Here is a 19836-nt window from a genome sequence, read left to right on the forward strand (position 1 = left end):
ATCTTATGAGTCTTGCCCAAAAAATAGAAGAAAAATTAAGCGCCGTATTTAACCCGCAATATATTGATGTCCAGTGTGAAAGCCATATGCACAATGTGCCAGTGGGCTCAGAGATGCATTTCCGGGTGGTTTTGGTTAGTGATGTTTTTAACTCCATTAGAAAAGTTCAGCGCCACCAAAAGGTATATGCTGCTCTTTCTGATGAAATGGCTGGCCCGATACATGCGCTTGCATTACATACTTATGCGCCAGATGAATGGCAAGGCGAGGCTCCGAGTAGCCCTGAATGCCAAGGCGGGAGTAAAAGCAAAGGCAAATAAGTGCCTTAGTTATTTTGAGAAATTAGGTTTCATCGTTTTATAGATAACTCCTCCCCTAGGTTTGGCTACATAAAGCTCAAATGAAGAGCCTTATGTAGCTCTTATACTATCTGTCGAGTCTGTTCTTTTTTTGTCATTTTTTTCTTTTTCTATCTACCCGCCTAGTTCATCTTGTATTCATTATCCGCCCAATAGAGCTGGGTAGAGAGAGGCATCTTGGGAGGGGTATGGATAAGCAGGTAAAATAGATTAAGCCATAAAAACCGTAACTAACCACTATTCTGACTAATCAATAACGCGCCAAAAGATTTTATATCTGCCATAAAAATAAAAAACTAAGTTTAGGCGCCAACAATTGAGCGTTTTTTCTACACCCGTATTTTCGTGCGACTAGACTGACCATTGATTGGGCTGATTGCTGTTTGATCTGCTGAATTTCAATGGAGTTACCACAAATGAAGATGACGCGTATTCTGATACCCGTAATGACGCCCCTCGCCTTAGCAATCTCTAGTGTCGCTTCGGCAGGACCCGCTGGCTATGCCCCTCCGCCACCGCCTACACAGGAATTTAAGGTCCGTATTGGTGGTGCTTACATTTCTCCGAATTCGGATAATGTGACTTTTGCTGATAGTTTGCTTATCTGGCCGGATCCTATTAACCCTAATTTCAATCGTCAATGGGGCGCTTTTAGAACTAATATCGACCCAAGTGACGAATGGGGTTGGTTTATTAATGCGGAATGGAAGCCTTGGGATCACTGGAGTGTTTCTTTAAGCTATACCGATGGTGATCGCCATACCGGTGGACGTCGAGATGGCTGGCATAATCGCTTTGGTTTGCGTGAGTTCGGCCGTAGAGGTGATTTTGCCCGCTGGGAACCCCAGATGACGGCTGCATACCTGAACTGGTATCCTCTGCCTCCTAGCTGCCTGATACAGCCTTACATGGGTGTTGGTATTAACTATACCGACTTCAGCAGTGAGCGCCTAAGAGATTGGGGTTGGATCAACCCATTCACTGGAAGGAGTGAATTCTGGGGTGGTCGGCTAAACCTGGGGGATAATTGGGGTTATACCTGGCAAATTGGTGTTGACTTTACTTTTGGTCATGATAGTAGCTGGCTAATAAATATTGCTGGTATATATTATGATGTTGATACTGATATTGAAGTTGATACTTTCTTCACAGATGTACCAAGGCAGGTGAACTATCGTCATAGATTTGGCGGTGATTATCTGTTTGATCCCTGGGTTTTTAATATCGGTGTAGGTTATAAGTTTGACTTCCACTGGTAATTAATCTTACCTTGCAAGGGGTGCTGTGCACCCCTTTCATTTTTTAAGATACTGTCTATCGCATCCTTTTTTAAGTCTAAAAATTTCTCCTCTGCATTCCATCGATAATTCATTTTCTGAATTTTATGGTGAGAATTTTTCTTATATATTTTAATTTCTGATCTCGCTTAACTTTTTATGTGATCTTGAGATTTTCTCTTGGTTTATGGAGATTGAAATGTAGGGTGTTGGTGGTTGTTAATAATGCAGTAGTGGTTGATTTATTGTGTAAGATAGCTTAAATAGTAAATGATCTGCTTTTAATTTTATTTCCATAGCGCCGGAAGTGGTTTTTATTTTTAGTTGATAAGGGGCTAGCTACGAGCCCCGAAGTACCTTTACAACTATCCATTACTTGGAAAGCTAAACTGGGCTCCCTCTCTAACCCCGCTTGCCGGCCAGCGTTGAGTAATGGTCTTACGTTTGGTGTAAAAGCGTACCGAATCCGGTCCGTATGCATGTAAATCGCCAAAGAGTGAACGCTTCCAGCCGCCGAAGCTGTGATGTGCGACGGGTACGGGTAGCGGAACATTGATACCTACCATGCCGACTTTGATATTGTCACTAAAATATCGAGCCGCTTCTCCATCACGAGTGAATAGACAAGTTCCGTTTCCGTACTCATGGCGATCAATAATATCCATGGCTTCCTGCATGGTTTCTACACGCATAATACAAAGAACAGGGCCAAATATTTCACTGCTATGGATTATCATTTCAGGTTTAACATGATCGAACAGGCAGGCTCCAAGGTAATTACCTTGCTCTAAGCCTGGAGTCCTTAAATTGCGACCATCGATAACCAGCTTCGCACCTTCCTCGACCCCTGTGGCTATAAGGCCTTGAACTTTTTCCAGGTGGGCAGAAGTAACTAATGGACCCATGTCATTCTGGTTGTCCATGCCATCGCCAACTTTGAGTGTGGCTATCTGTTCTTTGAGTTTCTCGACTAAGGTATCGGCTGTATCATTCCCAACTGCGACAGCTACAGAAATGGCCATACAGCGTTCGCCACAGGAGCCGTAAGCGGCTCCCATTAGGGCTGCGACAGCGTTATCCAGGTCAGCATCGGGCATCACTATGGCATGGTTTTTGGCTCCGCCAAATGCTTGAACTCGTTTTCCATGTGCGGTGCCGGTGGTATAAACATATTCCGCAATCGGAGTAGAGCCGACAAAGCTAACTGCCTGAATACGCTTATCGGTGAGTATTGTATCTACAGCTTCTTTATCACCGTTGACGACATTTAAGACTCCTGCAGGGATACCTGCCTCAATACCTAATTCTGCAATAAATAGGGCTGAGGAAGGAGTGCGCTCTGAAGGTTTCAGTATGAAAGTGTTGCCGCAGGCAATGGCCATTGGCCACATCCATAAAGGGACCATCGCCGGGAAATTAAAAGGAGTGATCCCTGCGCAGACACCTAGGGGCTGAAATTCGCTCCAGGAGTCAATTGCGGGGCCGACATTTTTGCTGTGTTCTCCTTTGAGCATTTCAGGAGCTGAGCAGACATACTCTATATTCTCAATCCCGCGCTGCAGTTCTCCCATCGCATCGTTAAGCACCTTGCCGTGCTCCAGGGTAATCAGTTCACAAATCTTGTCTGCGTTTTGTTCCAGCAGATCTCTCAGGCGGTACATGATCCGCACACGCTTGGCGGTCGGGGTGTTACGCCAGGCAGGGTAGGCGGTTTCGGCAGCTGCAATGGCCTCTTCCACGGTAGCTTTACTGGCTAGTGAAACTTTGCCGAGAACTTCATTGGTAGAGGGGTTGGTGACATCCTGTAGGCGGAAACCGGCACCACTGTCATCATTATGGGTCAGGGCGCCATTAATCAGGTGGCCTATCACTTTCATAGGATTTTCTCGCTGGGGATTAACGCATTATTTTTTTACTTCTTTCCGCCTTTTTAACACAGGTAAACCCAAGGTGGAAAAAATCCCAGGAGATAAAAGGTTCTACAGCTTGGGGAAATCCCGCAAGACGGCGAGAAAAGCATCCCCGAAGCGCTCGAGCTTACTGTCACCTACACCGGAAACTTTAAGTAACTCTGCTCGAGTGTACGGGTGAGCCTTGACCATGCCTCTTAGGGTGGCATCGTGAAATACGACATATGGAGGCACACCACGCTCCTCCGCCAGTTGCTTACGGCAGTTACGCAGGGCTTCCCACAGCGGCTGCTCCTCTGGGGCTAGCTCTTCGAGATTCGCGGTATTCCGAGTTTGTGTTTGAGTCGCATTATTTGGCAGCTTGCGCAAGAATAGAGTTTCTTCACCTCGTAATAAGGGACGACAGATTTCTGTCAGTCTTAAACATTGATATTCACCCTCAACCTCCAGGTAGCCGCGCACGATTAGCTGGCGGACCACCGCGCGCCACTCGATAGTGGAAAGACTTTTACCAATCCCATGGGTGGAGAGTTGATCGTGACCAAATTTGCGCACTTTCTCATTTTCTGAGCCCCGCAGTACGTCGATTACGTGGCTGGCACCAAAGCGCTGGCTGGTTCGATAGACGCAGGAGAGCAATTTGACAGCAGCTTCGCTGCCGTCCCAGGTCGCGGGAGGTTCAAGACAGGTGTCGCAGTTACCGCAGGGCTCTTCCAGGTCCTCTGCAAAATAATGCAGAAGAGACTGGCGGCGACAGCTGGTAATTTCGCACAAGCCAAGCATGGCATTGAGGCGAGCACGTTCCTGGCGCTTGTGCTCTTCACTGCCCTCGGATGCTTCCACCATTTGTCCAAGTTTTACTACGTCCTCAAGGCCATAAAGTAGCAATGCGATGGAGGGTTCCCCATCCCGTCCGGCTCGCCCGGTTTCCTGGTAGTAGGCTTCGATACTTTTGGGCAGGTCCAGATGGATAACAAAACGGACATCCGGTTTGTCGATTCCCATACCGAAGGCAATGGTAGCGACGACAATAACACCTTCCTCTCGCAGGAAACGCCGCTGGTGTTCAGCCCGGGTCTCTACTGGCAAGCCAGCGTGATAGGGCAGGGCCGTAAACCCCTGTTGGCACAGCCACTCAGCAGTATTCTCCACCTTGGCGCGGGACAGGCAATAGATAACCCCGGCATTACTTCCATGGTCATTTTTGAGGAACTGCAGCATTTGGCGGCGTTGGTTATCTTTTGGCTCGATGCGATACTGGATATTGGGGCGGTCAAAACTACTGACAAAATGACGTGCGCCCTCAAGATCCAGGCGCTGGGCAATTTCTGCACGAGTGCGCTTATCGGCGGTCGCTGTCAGGGCGATTCGTGGCACTCTGGGGAACTGCTCGTGCAGGCAGTTCAATTGCAGGTAATCTGCACGAAAGTCGTGCCCCCACTGGGATACACAATGGGCCTCATCAATGGCAAATAATGACAGCTGGATTCTCTGCAGGAGAGCAAGAGTACGAGGCTGTAAAAGCCGTTCCGGCGCCAAGTAGAGAAGATCCAGTTCGCCGTGCAAAAGCTGGTGTTCTATCGACTGTACTTCATCGTAGGAAAGTGAAGAATTCAGGAAAGCCGCGCGTATACCCGCTTCCTGTAGCGCCTCCACTTGATCTTGCATCAAGGCGATAAGAGGGGATATCACTATTCCACAGCCAGGTCTGGCCAGGGCTGGGATCTGATAGCACAGGGATTTCCCCCCACCGGTAGGCATTAAAACCAAGGCGTCCTCTCCGGCCATCAAAGTATTGATCACCGCTTCTTGTGGGTCGCGGAAATGGGTATAGCCGAAGACGTGTTCGAGAATATGCTGTGGAGAATTCATGGCGGCGGAGTATACCCCGCAGGGCAGGTTTGTGCGGTGAGTTTATTTATCGTTTTTTTCTTGAAATACCATGCAATGGCAGTTTTTGTTTTGTGAGATGAATCACGGGGTATAATCGCAAGCTATCACAGCGACCGGCTATGGATAGGGCTATGCGCACTTTGATCCTGTATTTTGTGTTGTGGTTTTGTACTTTGGCTGGGCCTCTGGGTTGCTCATCTATTGCTCCACGTGAGTTAGCGCAGTCTGTTGTTGCAGATACTCATTTGGGGTGGCGTTCCGCCCCGGAAAACCAGCTGGTATTTTCTCTTGCTACCGTATCAGGTGTTGCGCAAGTGGAGCTGCAGCCACTCCCCGAAGAGTTCACTTTGGTAACCCTTGAATTACCGGGAATGCGTAAAGTGGAAGGAATCCAGTGGCAGGATGAGAGCGGCCAATCCACAGTGCTTTACGATGGTGAAGATGGGTTAGATGGTGTCAGCCTCCAAAGCCGTGGCTATGGTTTCGAATTGCAATTACAGCTTTCGTCTATGGACTATCTACGCAATGGCGGTGTACTGACGGTTATCGACCAGAAGCGCTAACTTTTGATGCTTCAGGTTTTATGGTATCGGGGTTGTTGAAGCCGAGCCCTTGCGGGCGAATCAAATATAATTGTTTCCAGTATTTCCCCGTTACCCAGAGGCCGTTGCGCTCCTTGTCCCAGGCTATGCCATTGGCCACAGTATCCGGATGATTGCGTACATCTGGGGTCAGTTGCTGCAGATCTATACCGCCTATTACCTGTCCGCTTTTCGGATCTATGGCAATAATACGGTTGTCCTGCCAGATATTTGCCCAGATCATACCTTGAGCAAACTCAAGTTCGTTTAAGTGCGACCACTTTTCCCCTGCACCCTTTACTTTGAGTTTGCGTAGTATTTTGAAATTATCCGGGTCGCGAATAGCAAGTTCGTCACTGCCGTTGCTCATAATCAGGTGTGTGCCATCGCTGGTAAGTCCCCAACCTTCACCGCTGTAGTTAAGGATCTCCAGGTGATGAAGGTCACTGGCTCGGTAGATATGGGCCTCGCCGGCTTTGTAGGTAAGCAGGTAAAGTTTGCCCCCAAGAACCGTGAGGCCCTCGGCAAAAAGTTTACGCGGTAACCATTTGCGCCTTACGGGTTTTGCTGCTGGGTCGGTATACTCGGCAAGCCAGGAGCGGCGATATAATCCGCTGCTTTCCCACCAGCGCTGTCCATCATAGAAAAGCCCTTGAGTGAAGTGGTTTCCACCGCGCTGGCGCTCTTCCAGGATGGAGAATGGGGTCAATTGGAGCTGTGCCTCTGCTGCCAGTGGCAGCAAGGTAGTAAGTAGTAGCAGTATCCAGTTGCGAATTCTAAGTCGGTACATCAATAGTCTATGACCAGAGTAAAAACCTTTGTCACTTTGACCCTGTTGGGTGGCCTGGCAGTCGTGCTGCCTATAGCCATTTTTGTGCTGCTGTTTCAGTGGCTATTTGGTCAAATTAGTGAAATCGTAGCGCCAGCCGTTGTTTGGCTGGAGGCCCACACGGAGTTTAAGGATACCCTTGCACGGCTTGTGGTGATAGCGTTGATTTTGGGTAGCTGTTTCCTGATTGGTTTATTGGTAAAAACCAGTATCGGCCATTGGCTGCATCACCATGTGGATCACTGGTTGGGGCGCTTGGCGCCGGGATATAGCACCATCAAAGACGTGGTTCTCCAGTTTATAGGAGGCGGCGGTGAGGGAGTGTTGTCAGGACCAGTCGCGAGAGTGCGAATTCATGGGGCCGATAACCCGCTGGCGGTTACTGCTATTGTGACTTCACAGCACGCCAATGGGGATATGACCGTTTATGTCCCTACTGCCCCGGTTCCGACTTCCGGCTTTGTGTTCCACGTACCTGCAGAGTGTGTGGAAATATTACCGGGAGTGACGGTAGAGGCCGCGATGAAAACTATAGTGGCCTGCGGCGCCGGTAGTGCCAATTTGCTGGCACTACCGGAGAAACCTTCTGAAAAAGGAAAAGGGCGCGATTAAGTGGGGTTTTAGCTGCGGTTTTTGCCGAGGTTGCGAATGGCGAATCTTGCCGGGTGCAGGGCTTTAACCAGGTCTGCTTTGGCCGGCAGGGGCTCGCCCAAGATCCAGGCAGTAAGTATTTCTGCAGTTAATGGGGCATAAGTAAATCCGCGGGAGCCCAATCCGCCCATGACATATAAACCGGGCTGGTAACTGGCCTGCTTATCGATAAGTAGTTTACGGTTTTTACGCAGGTCACTGTAAGTATTCTCAAGTGAATCCCATTTGGGTAGCGGGCCCGCCAGGGGCAGGTAGTCTGGCGTAGCGGCACGAAGGGCGGCGCGGCCAGTAAGGGTCTGGTCTGAAAATTCTTGAGCGACTCCGGGCAACAGCCCGGCCAAGGTCTCCAGGTTTTCCCGGTGTTCGCTATCTCGCAGATCTATAGCGGTCTCCTTGAGCTTGAATGTTGCCCCAAAGCTCTGGCGGCCTTCATATGCGGGGGTGATGTAACCCTCGCCGCAAAGGGCCATTTTGAGCTTTGCAGAGCCAGCTGTAGCCAGTGCTCGGGATACCTGGCCTCGTATGGGTCTCAGTGGCAAGGCGGTAGCTGGGGCGAAACTGCGAATATCATTGGCCCCACAGAGCACCACAATGTCGGTTTCAATTTTTTCACTGCCAGCTTGCAGTAGCCAACTGCCACCTGAGTGCTCCAGCAGATCAATATTGCTGGTGTGACGCCATTCAATATTTTTGTGCTCCAGTAGGGCGCTGCAGACTTTCTGCGGTTCCAGCCAGCCTGCGTCAGGGAAATAGAGCCCCGAGAAAGGCAGGCGAACGCCAGCCAGCTCACTGGCCTCGGTTGAGGTTACAGCTCGTGCCACCATTTGCCCCGGATATAATGCCAAGGATGCGGCAATTTGAGACTGGAGCAGTTGCTCTTTTTCGGTCTGGGCTAATTGCAGCAGGCCGCTGAAATGCGCTACCTGAGGGCAGTGCTGGCGATAGTAGCGCTGGGCGAACATCAGGGCGTGCAGGTTAAAGTCGCCATTTGGTCCTGGCTTGGGGGAGAGCTTTCCGTAGAGAATGCCTTGGTTGTTGCCTGAGCCACCGCTGCCGGGGGAGTCTCCTCGTTCAAAGACCCGTACTTGAACTCCACGTTCCGCCAAGGCCCTGGCAATAGTAGCGCCGGAGATTCCACCGCCAATAATGGCAGCAGTTTGAGGGCGTTTGGGGGCCGCTGTCGGCAGGTGCCAGGGGGTCGCGCTGACCCCGCTGGAGTAGAGCTCCTCGAGCGAGCCGCTCAACATCTCCCGCTTGCGGCCAAATCCGGGCACTTTGTGCAGCTTAAAGCCAGCGTCACGGAGCCCGCGCTTAACCAACCCTGCACAGGTGAAAGTGGCAAAGGTAGCGTCGGGTTTACTCAGGGTGGCCATAGCCGTAAACAATTGCGGCGTCCACATATCCGGATTTTTGGCTGGAGCAAAGCCATCCAGGAACCATGCATCCACCACCCGGTCACGGGACTCCTGTTGCAGGCGTAAGTTACTTAAGGCTTCACTGGCTTCCCCGATAATCAGGGTCAGGTTGACCTGGCCGAACTGCAGTCGATGCACGCCCTCAGCCAGCAGGGGCGGGTAGTTGCTGATCAGTTGTTGGCAAAACGGTTGAAGTTGGGGCCAGAGCTCCAGGGCGCGGCTCAAGTCCTGCGGTCGCAGTGGAAACTTTTCCACGGATATAAAGTGCAGGTGAGCGCTTTTGGGCGCAATTTTCTGCCACAACTCCCAAGCGGCCAGGAAGTTAAGGCCGGTGCCAAAACCGGTTTCGCCGATAGTAAAGGTGCCGTTTTCTGGCAGATCTGCCCAGCGCTCCGTCAGGGAATTTTGCTGTAGGAATACGTAACGAGTCTCTTCCAGTCCAGAGGCGGTAGAGAAATAAATATCGTCGTAGGCTCGGGACAAGGGTTGACCATCTTCGCGCCAATCGATATCCGCGTGCTTATTGCTGGGTTCGCTCACAATTGTGCTTCCGTCAGGCCTCGTCTCGCAGGCCAAACTCGCGCATTACCTGATCGCACCAGCGCTGGATTCGCTCTTCACTGAGGTCGAATTCATTTTCCTCATCGAGAGCGAGGCCAACAAACTGGCTGCCATCGGAAGTAAGGCCTTTGGACTCCTCAAACTCATAGCCCTCTGCGGGCCAGTAGCCCACTATACGGGCTCCACAAGCCTGCAATTGAGCGTGCAGATAACCTAGAGCGTCTTGAAACCACTGGGGGTAGCCTTCCTGGTCGCCAAGGCCGAACAGGGCTGCAGTTTTGCCGTGTAAGTCCAGTTGCGCCAGGTCATCCCAGATATTTTCCCAATCTTCCTGTAACTCGCCATAGTCCCAGGTAGGTATACCGAGCAGCAGGAAGTCATAATCCTCAGCCTGGGCGATATCCACTTCAGCCACATTGTGTATGTCTATCCACTGGGTCCCGATACATTGGCGGATTTTCTCTGCGGCCATTTCCGTGTAGCAGGTGCTGGAGCCGTAAAAGAGCCCTATTGGGGCTTGAGAATTTTGCATAACAAGTGAAATTCTTACTACTGGGTGAGGGCGCCACTAAAGTCCAACTGCCGCCAGGCTTCGTAGATGACGATGGCGGCGGCATTGGACAGGTTGATACTTCGGCTCTCCGCACGCATCGGGATACGCAGGGTGTTTTGGTGGCCTACTTCCTGCAGAAATTCCGCCGGCAGCCCCCGGGTCTCGGGGCCGAAGACGATAGCGTCGCCGTCATGATACGCCACAGAAGTATGGCTATGACTGCCTTTGGTGGACAGGGCCAATACCCGGGCCGGTTTTTCGCTGTCGAGAAAAGTCTGCCAGTCCTGGTGGCGAACTACACGGCTGTATTCACTGTAATCGAGCCCGGCGCGGCGCAGGCGTTTATCGTCCATATCGAAGCCGAGGGGCTCAATCAGGTGCAGCTCGGCGCCGGTATTGGCGCAGAGGCGAATAATATTGCCGGTGTTGGGGGCAATTTCAGGTTGGTACAGAACAATCTTGAACATTCGCTGGGAGTCGCCTGTGGTGGCGCTATATGGCTTGGCTGAATTGAGCTGGGCGGAAGTGCCCAGCTTCGCATGGCTGCGGATTATTCCACAATTAGATGGGGGTGGCGATCTCCTCGCAGTCGATTTCCACACCCAGTTCGTTGGCAATCTGGTCGAGTTCATCGCGCAGGCCATCGAGATCTATATTCTCGTCCACACTGATGGTGCATTCGGCGGTGAATAGGGGCTCGCCACTCCAGGGTGTGCTGCTGTAGATGGTCTCCAGCTGTTCCATATTGATATGGTGGGCAGTGAGCGCACGGGAGATTTCTCGAACTATGCCCGGACGGTCATTGCCTACCAGCTTTAGGGTAAGGGTCTGCTGTGGGGAGGTTGAAACGGCCACGGCATCTTCGATTACCAGGTTGTATCCGTCGTCGGCCAGTTTGGCGAGGGCATCTTTCATGGGTTGGCTTTTGTCACCGGGTACGGCGACACGCAGAATACCGGCAAACTTTCCTGCGAAGTGCGCCATATGGCTATCTTCCCAGTTGCCGCTGTTATCAGCAATGGCTGTCGAAAGCTTCTCTACAACACCGGGCTTGTCGTCACAGATCAGAGAGATAACGAGATGCTGTTGCATGTAATATTCCTTTACTTCACTAGAGACCAATAGAAAGCATTGTAATAGGATCTCGTCGGATAACTCTATCGGTCAATCTCAAAGCCATTATCTTTCACGCCCGTACCGGGTAACTTGCGAGGGACTGTCGATGAAGGTACTTGCCGATTTATGTGTGATTCCCATGGGTGTAGGGGTGTCCGTAAGTAAGTATGTTGCAGAGTGCGAGAAAGCGTTGGCGGAAGCCGGGCTTACTCACCATTTACATGCTTACGGCACCAACATAGAGGGGGAGTGGGATGAGGTGATGGCGGCAGTGAAAGCCTGTCATGAGCGGGTGCATGCTATGGGTGCTGAGCGCATCACCACCAGCCTGAAATTGGGAACTCGTGTAGACCGTGACCAGTCATTACAGGATAAGATCGACAGTGTGCGATCGAAGCTGGATTAACGATAACAAAACAGGAACGATTATGACGATCAATATCAAGAAATCTCTGGTAGCGCTAGCTGGTGCTCTGGCCCTGGCCACTGGCGCGCAGGCTGCCGACTTGAGTTCGGTAATCAAGGGAGACCAGCGCAGCAAGGAGTACGCCGCTCGTGACCAGTACCGCAATCCCGCAGAAACCCTCAAGTTTATGGGAATTGAGCCGGATATGACCGTTGTGGAGATTACTCCCGGAGGCGGTTGGTATACGGAAATTCTCGGCCCCTACCTGAGTGAGAAGGGTAAGCTCTACGCGGCACACTTTCCTGAGGACAGTGAGTCTGCTTATTATCAGCGCTCCCTGAAGAACTTTAAGGAAAAGCTCGCAGGTAATGAAAAAGCCTACAAAAACGTAGTTATTACCGAGTTTTCACCCCAGACTGGCCGTGAAGTTGCACCTGCCGGCAGTGCTGATGCCGTAGTGACCTTCCGCAATGTACACAACTGGATGTACCGCGATTATCAGGATAAAGCGTTTGCCAGCTTTTTCGCTGCCCTAAAGCCTGGCGGCATCCTGGGTGTGGTTGAGCATCGCGCCAAACCTGGTACCAGCATGGAAGATATGATTAAGAGTGGTTATGTCACCCAGGAGTACGTAATTGAAGTCGCTAAGAAAGCGGGTTTCGAGCTGGAGGAAGCCAGTGAGGTGAATGCCAACCCGAAAGATACTGCCAAGCACCCGAAAGGGGTTTGGACCCTGCCGCCCTCGCTGCGCCTGGGGGATGAGGATAAGGATAAGTACCTGGCTATTGGTGAGAGCGACCGCATGACCCTGCGCTTCCGCAAGCCAAAGTCTTAAGCCACAATCCCACCTCGCTGATATCGTCAATATTGGGAGCGGCATTTGCCGCTCCCATCTCACCCTATCTGATAGTTGTATGATCATTCCCTATGAACAGCTGGATGCCAGCACCCTGCAGAACTTGTTGGAAGAATACGCCACCCGAGAAGGCACCGAATATGGTGAGAGCGAAGTGGAATTACCGGAGAAGGTTGCGAGCTTACGCCGACAGCTTCAGTCCGGTGAGGTAGTCATCTGGTTTGAACCGGGTGAGGAGAGCGTCAACCTGGTGCTCGCCCAGGATCTGCCCACCGATGTCTGATTACCTGATAGATAGCCCCCAGTCACCCAAAGCCCGCTTTCTGTTTGCCCACGGTGCTGGCGCGCCCATGGATAGCGAATTTATGCAGGCTCTTTCCCAGGGGCTGTGTGGACAGGGTGTAGAGGTGATTCGCTTCGAGTTTCCCTATATGGCCCAACGTCGCACCGGTGGCAGTAAGCGCCCGCCTAACACCATGCCCCAGCTCGAGGAGTGTTTTCGCGAGCAGATTGCGCATTTTTCGGGAGATTTTCCCTTATTTATTGGTGGCAAGTCCATGGGGGGGCGGGTGGCGAGCCTGCTTGCTGATGAAAGCTTTGCCGAGAGTTTGATTGCAGGAGTTGTCTGCCTGGGCTATCCGTTCCATCCTCAGGGCAAACCGGACAAGCTGCGCACTGAGCATTTACAGGCGATCTCCTGCCCGACGCTCATCGTTCAGGGGGATAGAGACCCTCTAGGCAACCGTGTAGAAGTCGACACTTACGGATTAGCAGATACTATCGAAGTTGAGTGGCTGGAGGATGGTGATCACGACTTTAAGCCCCGCCGTGCCAGTGGTTTTACTCATGCAGGGCATTGGCAGTCTGCGGTGGAAATAGCGGCGCAATTTATGCTGCGGTCTCAAGGACGATAATACGCTCTTCCTGAACCAATAAGGGGCTCAACATGGCCATTTGGGCGCGGCGCTCCTCACTAGTGTACCAGTGTTGCCAGTGCAGCTCGGATTGCCACTTCGATAAGGTGAAGCGGCGCAGGGGATTGCCCTTTTCGATATAGGTCTGCCCTTCGATAAAGCCGATGGTGCGGTAGGCACAGGTCAGTACCTTGCGTGCTGCCTCCTCATAGCTACTCTGCATTTCGGCAGCGATCTCCCGCTCAATCAATACATAAATCATTGTGTACCCAAATCGCGATAGGGCCTTTGAGGAGTTTAGTGCGTCAATCCTGGATTTAGGTGACTGCCAGTTTTCGGGTGACGAAGCCCGTTAAATTGCGCACAATTGGCTATATGAAGTTTGATCACACTCTCGACGCCCGCGGCCTCTTGTGCCCGGAGCCTGTAATGATGCTGCACTCAGCGGTGCGAAATGTCGCCGATGGGGAGGTACTGAAAATGCTTGCCACTGACCCGTCCACCCAGCGGGATGTACCTAAGTTTTGCCAATTTCTTGGCTATGAGCTGGTTCAACACGTTGAGGAGAATGACGAATTCGTTTTCTGGATTAGAAAAGCGGAATAGCCGGTCGAGATCTTTTGCTGCCGCCCCAGCCCATAATGGCAGGGACGGCAACACACTCCTGGATACAATTCTCTGCCGACTAGATGGTCGGTCGAATAGATTATGGCGCCGTTACCAGTGCGGCGATGGCGGCCAATGCCTCCGGGTCCTCTGATTTGATCTTGTTGGCGATATGGTGCTGGAAAAAGTAGCGAAAGCCCACGCTCTCCTGTGCGGGGTACAGGCAATGGTCACCCGGCAGTACCGGGGTGGTCTCAACGATATCGTGGTCGATCAGCATGCCGTGGATCAAACCATCGGCGTGCAGGCGCCAGCTGATCACCTCAATTAACGTCAGGTTCTCCCGATCCTCATCCATAAACACCGCGTGGGTGCCGATGGTATCGGGGATCTCCTGCAGCACTTCTTCAGCTTTGCTGCTCTCAAACTCAAAGTATTCCGCCGCAGTCTCCAGCTCGACGACTTTGTGAATGGGTGGGTGGTGGAAGATTTCCTCAATGCCGGGATCGTAGTAGCCCTCAAAGCGTCCATCTAAAGGGTCCTTGATGTCTGGACAGGCCACTATTGAGTTTAACCAGGGAACGAGGCCTACGACCTCGCCATTTGCTTTAAGCCCCCAGCACAGCACTTTCAGACTGTAGAAGTCTGTTCCGCTGGAGTTGTTGGAGTAGAGCATTTCCAAGCCGTCGAGTTCTGGCGACAGGCGGATAAAGCGCCGGTCCGCAGAAGTCTCGATCGGCTCGCCGGTGAAGAGGTCAACCACATTGTTAATGCTGTGGTCTGTCATGGAACACCTCCTGGCAGGGCCGGTTGTAAACCGTCTCCACTCAGACAAAGGTGCGACTACCTATGCCCTATCTCTGAAGGAAGACTGAATCAGGAGGGTATTTGACTACTTTATCCCTCCTCCGGGAATTCGCTGAAAGGGCAGGTGCCCAACGCGGCATCCCTGCCAGTAAAGGTATATGTTGATTTGCGGAAATACAACCAGCGCTGTCAATTGGCTCCACTGCGGCACAGCTTTGATCGAGGCGCCTGCGTTGATATAGTCCCCGCCTTTGCGGTACCCCGGAGAACACCTTGCCCGTTCCTAACCCAGAAATGGCTTCAGTTTCTACAATTTTGCCTATGGCGGATCGCATAATTGGCGTCTTTAATCGTTGTTTTGCGGATCCAAATGGGCTCAATACCCGACTTTGTGGCGGTTTTCCTGAACCCTACTACCGCCCCGCCGCCATGAACAAGGGGGTTCACCAGGTGGAATTTACCTTGGATTATGCCGCCAGCGCCCTGCACGAAGTGGCCCATTGGTGTGTGGCCGGGGAGGCGCGCCGCCTGCTTCCTGACTATGGCTATTGGTATGAAGCGGATGGGCGCAGCCCTGAGCAGCAGGCTGAGTTTGAGCTTGTGGAGGTCAAGCCCCAGGCGCTGGAGTGGGTCTTCGCGCGCGCCTGTGGTTTCCGGTTTCGGGTCAGTGCAGACAACCTACAAAGCGGCCTGGGCCCTAGCGACACCTTCAAGAAGGCAATCTGGGAACAGGTGCAGGAGTACTGTGCCCAGGGGCCAAACGCTCGGGCGAGAACTTTTGCCCAGGCACTGGCTGAGGAGTTTGAGTGCCCGGACCCGCTCGATAAGGATGCCTACCAATTGGTGGATTTATCGTGAGCAGCTATCTGATTGACGCCTCCGTCTATATTTTCCGCTATTACTTTGCGCTGCCGCCCAACTGGGAGAGCCGCAGCGGTTATTCCACTGAAGCTGTTTATGGCTTCACTAATTTCCTGCTGGATATGTTAGCGCGAGATCCGCGCCATATAGCCTGTGCTTTTGATGAGTCTCTGGGCAGTTGCTTCCGCAATGAGCTGTACCCGGACTATAAATGCAGTCGCGCTATGCCCGATGAGGCATTGGCCTTCCAGCTGGCGGCGTGCCGGGAGATGGCGGAGGCCCTGGGAATTGCCAGCTTCTCCAGTGAGCGTTATGAGGCAGACGACATTCTTGCCACCCTCACCCGAAAGCTGCGAAGGCACAAGCCGATTGTTGTGAGCCGCGACAAGGATCTGGGGCAATTGCTGGATAGGGGGGCCTCCTCCCTTTGGGACTTCGCTGCGGATCGGCATATGAATAGCGAAGCCTTGGAGCAAAAGTTTGGGGTGAAACCGGCACAGATTGCCGATTATCTGGCACTGGTAGGGGATAGCAGTGACGATATTCCCGGAATTCCAGGTGTTGGTCCCAAGACAGCGGCGCGGCTACTGGAGGCTTTTGAGGGCATAGAGATGCTCCTGGTGCAGCTGGAGCAGGTGGCGTCACTACCTATTCGTGGTGCCAAGGGAATTGCCCAGCGCTTGCAGGAATTTGAAGAGCAGTTACGTCTGGCCAAGCGCCTCACCAGCCTGGAAGAGAATATCCCCCTGGGTATTGCTGTGGCAGATCTGCGTCCGCAAGTAGTGGACCTGGATCTGGCCCAGGCCCTCGCGGAAGAATTTGGTATCGGGGGCCTGAAAGGGAAGATGGTGCGGACCGTGAGCCGTATGGATGGAGAGCTTGCATGAGTGAAAGTTTAACTAATGGTGCCAGCCTGAAGATTGTCGCGGATGAAAATATTCCGGCCCTAGAGCAATACTTCGGGGATCTGGGCACACTGGTACGTTACCCTGGCCGAACCCTTACCCGTGAGCAACTTGCCGACGCCGATATTCTGCTGGTGCGCTCGGTCACGCGAGTAAACCAAAGCCTGTTGGAAGGTACGCCTGTCCGCTTTGTTGGTAGCTGCACAATTGGCACTGACCACCTGGATACCGACTGGCTGGAGCGCAATGGCATTTATTGGAGCGCCGCGCCGGGCTGTAATGCCAACTCCGTTGTGGAATATGTATTCTGTGCTCTGGCGGCCCTGGGGGCCGACTGGCGTGGGCGCAGCTTTGGAATTGTCGGTTGCGGCAATGTTGGCGGCCTGCTGCAGAAGCGGCTGCACAACCTGGGCGCCACCTGCGCTATTTACGATCCCTGGTTACCAGAGAACCCAGACTATGCGCCGTTGGAGCAGGTGCTTAGCCAGGATATCGTGTGCCTGCATGCTCCTCTGGTTAAAAGTGGCCTTTACCCGAGCTTACATATGATTGGTGCGGAGCAGCTTGTACATATCCGGGATGGAGCGGTGCTGATTAGTGCCGGGCGGGGTGCGGTGGTAGATAACCGCGCACTGCTTCAACTCCTGCAAAAAGAGCGGCGTTTTAGCACAGTGCTGGATGTCTGGGAAAATGAGCCGGGTATTGATACTGAACTATTGAAATTGGTTGACCTGGGCACGCCGCATATTGCCGGCTATAGCCTGGACGGCAAGCTTGCGGGTACTCACATGATTCGAGAGGCACTGTCGAATGCGCTGGACCTGGCACTACCTGCAGTGGATAAAAGTACGGGATGTGAGGCCGCGCAAAATAGAATTGTCTCAGGAGGCATCCAGGCAGAACTGCTGTTGCAAATGTATGATCCCCGCAATGATGATTGCCGTCTGCGTGAAGCGGCGGAAGGCCCTGAGCCGATGTCTAAAGCCTTCGACCGTTTGCGCCGAGAATACCCCGAGCGCCTGGAATTTTCTCATTACAGTACGTCGGTGCAAAACCTGAGTGAAAGTGATAAAGAGCAGTTAGCGGTGTTGGGGCTTAAGTGCAATTAGACAAGCAAGTAAAAAAACTGGGGCTGATTATCAACCCCTGGGCGGGTGTCGGTGGCCCGGCGGGGCTTAAGGGCAGTGATGGGGCTGAGGCGGTGGCACAGGCGCTGGCTGCAGGGATCGAGCCTCAATCCCACAAGCGCGCCGCAATCGCCCTGGAGGCATTAGCCCCTTTTCGCGCGCAATTGGAGCTTCTGTGTTTTGCCGGTGATATGGGTACAGATACCGCTCGCGCGCTCGGTTTCTCTGTCAATGAGGTGGGGGCTGCCGATAGCAGCCCATCCACTCCCGCAGACACGGAAAAAGCAGCTAAAGCGATTCGCGATGCCGGTGCTGACCTAATTGTTTTTATCGGTGGAGATGGCACTGCACGCAATATGGTTAATGCCCTTGGGGAGCATTTCCCTGTGCTGGGTATTCCTGCCGGAGTCAAGATGCATTCCGCATGTTTTGCTATTTCCCCCAAAGCTGGCGGCGAGGTTTTACGGCGCCTCATGTCCGGTCAGTTGGTGGATTTGTGTGAGCGCGAAGTGCGGGATATCGACGAACAATCTTTTCGCCAGGGTAGAGTGAGCACCCGTTATTACGGCGAACTGTTGGTGCCCCAGGAGGGGCATTTTTTACAGGCAGTAAAAAATGCCGGGCGTGAGGTGGAAGAACTGGCTGTGGCAGACATTGCCGCTGAGATTGTTGAAGAGTTGGACCCCGGTACCCTGTACATTGTTGGCCCCGGCTCAACAACCCTGGCGATATTGAATGAGCTGGGCTGTAAAGGTACTTTGTTGGGGGTGGATCTGCTGATCGACGGTGCCTTACAACAGACGGATGTGGGTGCACCACAGATTGAGGCGGCGATCGCTGCGCACCAGGGCCCAATAAAAATCTTGCTCACTGCTATTGGTGGCCAGGGGCACTTGATTGGCCGTGGCAATCAGCAGTTTTCCGCAAGAGTTCTACGGGAAGTCGGGCGTGATAATTTAATGGTTGTCGCTACTAAAACCAAAATAACTGAACTTGGAGGCCGCCCCCTGTTGGTGGACAGCGGTGAGCCGGAATTAGATCGGGATTGGAGTGGCTTTATCCGGGTAGTTACCGGCTACCGGGATGCGATTTTATACCCATTGAGTAACGGAGAAGTTTGAGTGTCTACCAATTGGCAGCAGCTACTGGAGCTGGTTGAGTCCAAAATAGCGCAGGGTGGCAGAGACAGTCGTCGTCTGTTCCACGGCCGTGGCCGTTGCTATGAGGGGTTGGAGCAGGTTTGTGTCGACAGTTTTTTTCCAGCGCTGCTGGTGACTTTTTTCGAAGAGTATGAAGGAGAAACGGAGTTGTGCGAAACGCTCTGGCAACTGGCAGAGCCGCACGATTACCGTGGTATTGCTACTCAGCGCCGCTACCAGACTGGTGCCCCGATAGAGTGGCAGTGTGGTGAGCCTGTGGCAGCTCCGATGGCACAGCGTGACGAACTGAAGTTTCCCCTGACCTTTGAGCGACAGAACGTTGGTTTTTTCCTGGATATAGAACCAGGGCGCACTTGGTTGGAAGAACAGGTTCGTGCCCGGGCGGAACAGGGGGCTGTGAAAATGCTGAACCTGTTTGCCTTTACCTGTGCCTTTTCTGCTGTGGCTCGTGCAGCAGGGGATATTGAAATCGTCAATGTGGATGTGAATCGCGGTGTGTTAAATCGCGGGCGCGAAAACCACGAAGTGAACGGTTTGTCTCTGAACGGCATTCAATTCCTGCAATTTGACGCGCTGCGTCAATTCAAGCGTTTTGACCGCCGAGGCCCTTTCCAGTTGGGCATCGTAGATCCGCCCACACGCCAGAAAGGCCGTTTTGATGTGAGTCACAATTACGAAAAACTCGTACGACAATTGCCGGCCTGCCTTGCAGATGAGGCGGATTTGCTGATGGTCATCAATTCCCCCCGTCATAGTGAGGCGCATTTCCGCGAGCTGATCCTCGGCGCTGACAGAGGGTACGAAATTGTGACCCGCTTAGCGCAGAGTCCGGATTTTCCCGATCGGGACCCGGATGCGGCATTAAAAATGTTGCACGTAAAATACCGCCGCCAGGAATAGCGGCGCTATCTTTTTAGGGTATTTGAGCGGGCTGTTGAAATTTTTTGGCCGCTTGCCGAGCGGAACAGAAATTCTCCAGTCGTAAGTTGTGTATGTGAGTGCATGACCGGCCGAAAAGGGTTTATGGAAAGGTGTCATAAACCCTAGTT

General features: G+C 52.6%; 23 protein-coding genes. 14 read left to right on the top strand and 9 right to left on the bottom strand.

Annotated elements, in window-relative coordinates; all coding sequences use genetic code 11:
* Positions 1–5: 5 nt before the first annotated feature.
* A complete protein-coding gene (locus tag ABWV76_RS01425; protein WP_282951129.1) occupies positions 6–320 on the top strand; it encodes a BolA family protein in 315 nt (104 codons plus the stop codon).
* A gap of 455 nt (positions 321–775) precedes the next feature.
* Entirely contained in the window at positions 776–1618 is an 843-nt protein-coding gene (locus tag ABWV76_RS01430) for an OmpW/AlkL family protein (RefSeq protein WP_020414697.1), read from the top strand.
* 383 nt (positions 1619–2001) lie between these two features.
* Here the strand turns inward: ABWV76_RS01430 and ABWV76_RS01435 are convergent, their stop codons facing one another.
* Both ABWV76_RS01435 and recQ read right to left on the bottom strand, forming a co-directional pair.
* Positions 2002–3513: a CoA-acylating methylmalonate-semialdehyde dehydrogenase gene (locus tag ABWV76_RS01435; protein ID WP_353375040.1), complete on the bottom strand. Its 1512-nt coding sequence runs from the start codon at positions 3511–3513 to the stop codon at positions 2002–2004.
* 102 nt (positions 3514–3615) lie between these two features.
* Positions 3616–5418 carry a DNA helicase RecQ gene (gene recQ / locus ABWV76_RS01440; RefSeq protein WP_353375041.1) on the bottom strand — a complete coding sequence of 601 codons (1803 nt, stop codon included), beginning with the start codon at positions 5416–5418 and terminating at the stop codon, positions 3616–3618.
* 152 nt (positions 5419–5570) lie between these two features.
* Between recQ and ABWV76_RS01445 the strand changes: the two genes are divergently transcribed.
* Positions 5571–6002, top strand: coding sequence for a hypothetical protein (locus ABWV76_RS01445; RefSeq protein WP_282951126.1), 432 nt, complete (start codon positions 5571–5573; stop codon positions 6000–6002).
* On the opposite strand, the gene ABWV76_RS01450 is transcribed toward ABWV76_RS01445, so the two are convergent.
* Positions 5983–6810: a glutaminyl-peptide cyclotransferase gene (locus tag ABWV76_RS01450; protein WP_020414701.1), complete on the bottom strand. Its 828-nt coding sequence runs from the start codon at positions 6808–6810 to the stop codon at positions 5983–5985. The genes ABWV76_RS01445 and ABWV76_RS01450 overlap by 20 nt on opposite strands.
* A 9-nt stretch (positions 6811–6819) precedes the next feature.
* On the opposite strand from ABWV76_RS01450, the gene ABWV76_RS01455 reads away from it, so the two are divergent.
* Positions 6820–7461, top strand: a complete 642-nt coding sequence (locus ABWV76_RS01455) for a DUF502 domain-containing protein (protein WP_353375042.1) — start codon at positions 6820–6822, stop codon at positions 7459–7461.
* Positions 7462–7469: 8 nt separating this feature from the next.
* Here the strand turns inward: ABWV76_RS01455 and mnmC are convergent, their stop codons facing one another.
* The 4 genes from mnmC to ABWV76_RS01475 form a co-directional block, all read right to left on the bottom strand.
* Positions 7470–9455, bottom strand: coding sequence for a bifunctional tRNA (5-methylaminomethyl-2-thiouridine)(34)-methyltransferase MnmC2/FAD-dependent 5-carboxymethylaminomethyl-2-thiouridine(34) oxidoreductase MnmC1 (gene mnmC / locus ABWV76_RS01460; protein ID WP_353375043.1), 1986 nt, complete (start codon positions 9453–9455; stop codon positions 7470–7472).
* A gap of 13 nt (positions 9456–9468) precedes the next feature.
* On the bottom strand, positions 9469–10008 hold the full coding sequence (gene fldB, locus ABWV76_RS01465; protein WP_020414704.1) for a flavodoxin FldB: 540 nt from the start codon (positions 10006–10008) through the stop codon (positions 9469–9471).
* Between the two features lie 17 nt (positions 10009–10025).
* On the bottom strand, positions 10026–10496 hold the full coding sequence (gene trmL / locus ABWV76_RS01470; protein WP_020414705.1) for a tRNA (uridine(34)/cytosine(34)/5-carboxymethylaminomethyluridine(34)-2'-O)-methyltransferase TrmL: 471 nt from the start codon (positions 10494–10496) through the stop codon (positions 10026–10028).
* Between the two features lie 94 nt (positions 10497–10590).
* Complete coding sequence (locus ABWV76_RS01475) at positions 10591–11121, bottom strand: glycine cleavage system transcriptional repressor (RefSeq protein WP_353375044.1); 531 nt, start codon at positions 11119–11121, stop codon at positions 10591–10593.
* A 130-nt stretch (positions 11122–11251) separates the two neighbouring features.
* Here ABWV76_RS01475 and ABWV76_RS01480 point away from each other — a divergent pair, with 130 nt between their 5' ends.
* From ABWV76_RS01480 to ABWV76_RS01495, 4 genes are all read left to right on the top strand, one after another.
* Positions 11252–11551 (top strand): MTH1187 family thiamine-binding protein, encoded by a 300-nt coding sequence (locus ABWV76_RS01480; protein WP_020414707.1) that lies wholly within the window; start codon positions 11252–11254, stop codon positions 11549–11551.
* 22 nt (positions 11552–11573) lie between these two features.
* On the top strand, positions 11574–12386 hold the full coding sequence (locus tag ABWV76_RS01485; protein ID WP_020414708.1) for a class I SAM-dependent methyltransferase: 813 nt from the start codon (positions 11574–11576) through the stop codon (positions 12384–12386).
* A 79-nt stretch (positions 12387–12465) separates the two neighbouring features.
* Entirely contained in the window at positions 12466–12690 is a 225-nt protein-coding gene (locus tag ABWV76_RS01490; protein ID WP_020414709.1) for a YheU family protein, read from the top strand.
* Complete coding sequence (locus ABWV76_RS01495; protein ID WP_353375045.1) at positions 12683–13321, top strand: alpha/beta fold hydrolase; 639 nt, start codon at positions 12683–12685, stop codon at positions 13319–13321. The genes ABWV76_RS01490 and ABWV76_RS01495 overlap by 8 nt, the downstream gene beginning before the upstream one ends.
* Here ABWV76_RS01495 and ABWV76_RS01500 read toward each other — a convergent pair.
* Complete coding sequence (locus ABWV76_RS01500; protein ID WP_020414711.1) at positions 13296–13583, bottom strand: antibiotic biosynthesis monooxygenase family protein; 288 nt, start codon at positions 13581–13583, stop codon at positions 13296–13298. The genes ABWV76_RS01495 and ABWV76_RS01500 overlap by 26 nt on opposite strands.
* A 113-nt stretch (positions 13584–13696) precedes the next feature.
* On the opposite strand from ABWV76_RS01500, the gene tusA reads away from it, so the two are divergent.
* Positions 13697–13927 (top strand): sulfurtransferase TusA, encoded by a 231-nt coding sequence (tusA, locus tag ABWV76_RS01505; RefSeq protein WP_282953606.1) that lies wholly within the window; start codon positions 13697–13699, stop codon positions 13925–13927.
* 100 nt (positions 13928–14027) lie between these two features.
* Here the strand turns inward: tusA and ABWV76_RS01510 are convergent, their stop codons facing one another.
* Positions 14028–14714 carry a hypothetical protein gene (locus tag ABWV76_RS01510; RefSeq protein WP_020414713.1) on the bottom strand — a complete coding sequence of 229 codons (687 nt, stop codon included), beginning with the start codon at positions 14712–14714 and terminating at the stop codon, positions 14028–14030.
* A 293-nt stretch (positions 14715–15007) separates the two neighbouring features.
* Here ABWV76_RS01510 and ABWV76_RS01515 point away from each other — a divergent pair, with 293 nt between their 5' ends.
* Genes ABWV76_RS01515 through ABWV76_RS01535 form a run of 5 tightly spaced genes read left to right on the top strand, consistent with a single transcriptional unit; the run spans position 15008 to position 19687 of the window.
* Positions 15008–15592 (top strand): elongation factor P hydroxylase, encoded by a 585-nt coding sequence (locus ABWV76_RS01515; protein WP_353375046.1) that lies wholly within the window; start codon positions 15008–15010, stop codon positions 15590–15592.
* Positions 15589–16482, top strand: a complete 894-nt coding sequence (locus ABWV76_RS01520; protein ID WP_020414716.1) for a 5'-3' exonuclease — start codon at positions 15589–15591, stop codon at positions 16480–16482. The genes ABWV76_RS01515 and ABWV76_RS01520 overlap by 4 nt, the downstream gene beginning before the upstream one ends.
* Positions 16479–17609: a 4-phosphoerythronate dehydrogenase gene (locus ABWV76_RS01525; protein WP_353375047.1), complete on the top strand. Its 1131-nt coding sequence runs from the start codon at positions 16479–16481 to the stop codon at positions 17607–17609. The genes ABWV76_RS01520 and ABWV76_RS01525 overlap by 4 nt, the downstream gene beginning before the upstream one ends.
* Positions 17600–18748 carry an ATP-NAD kinase family protein gene (locus ABWV76_RS01530; RefSeq protein WP_353375048.1) on the top strand — a complete coding sequence of 383 codons (1149 nt, stop codon included), beginning with the start codon at positions 17600–17602 and terminating at the stop codon, positions 18746–18748. The genes ABWV76_RS01525 and ABWV76_RS01530 overlap by 10 nt, the downstream gene beginning before the upstream one ends.
* Positions 18749–19687, top strand: a complete 939-nt coding sequence (locus ABWV76_RS01535) for a class I SAM-dependent methyltransferase (RefSeq protein WP_353375049.1) — start codon at positions 18749–18751, stop codon at positions 19685–19687.
* The last annotated feature ends 149 nt before the right edge of the window (positions 19688–19836 follow it).

The organism is Microbulbifer sp. NBRC 101763 (assembly GCF_040371615.1).
Taxonomy (GTDB): domain Bacteria; phylum Pseudomonadota; class Gammaproteobacteria; order Pseudomonadales; family Cellvibrionaceae; genus Microbulbifer; species Microbulbifer variabilis.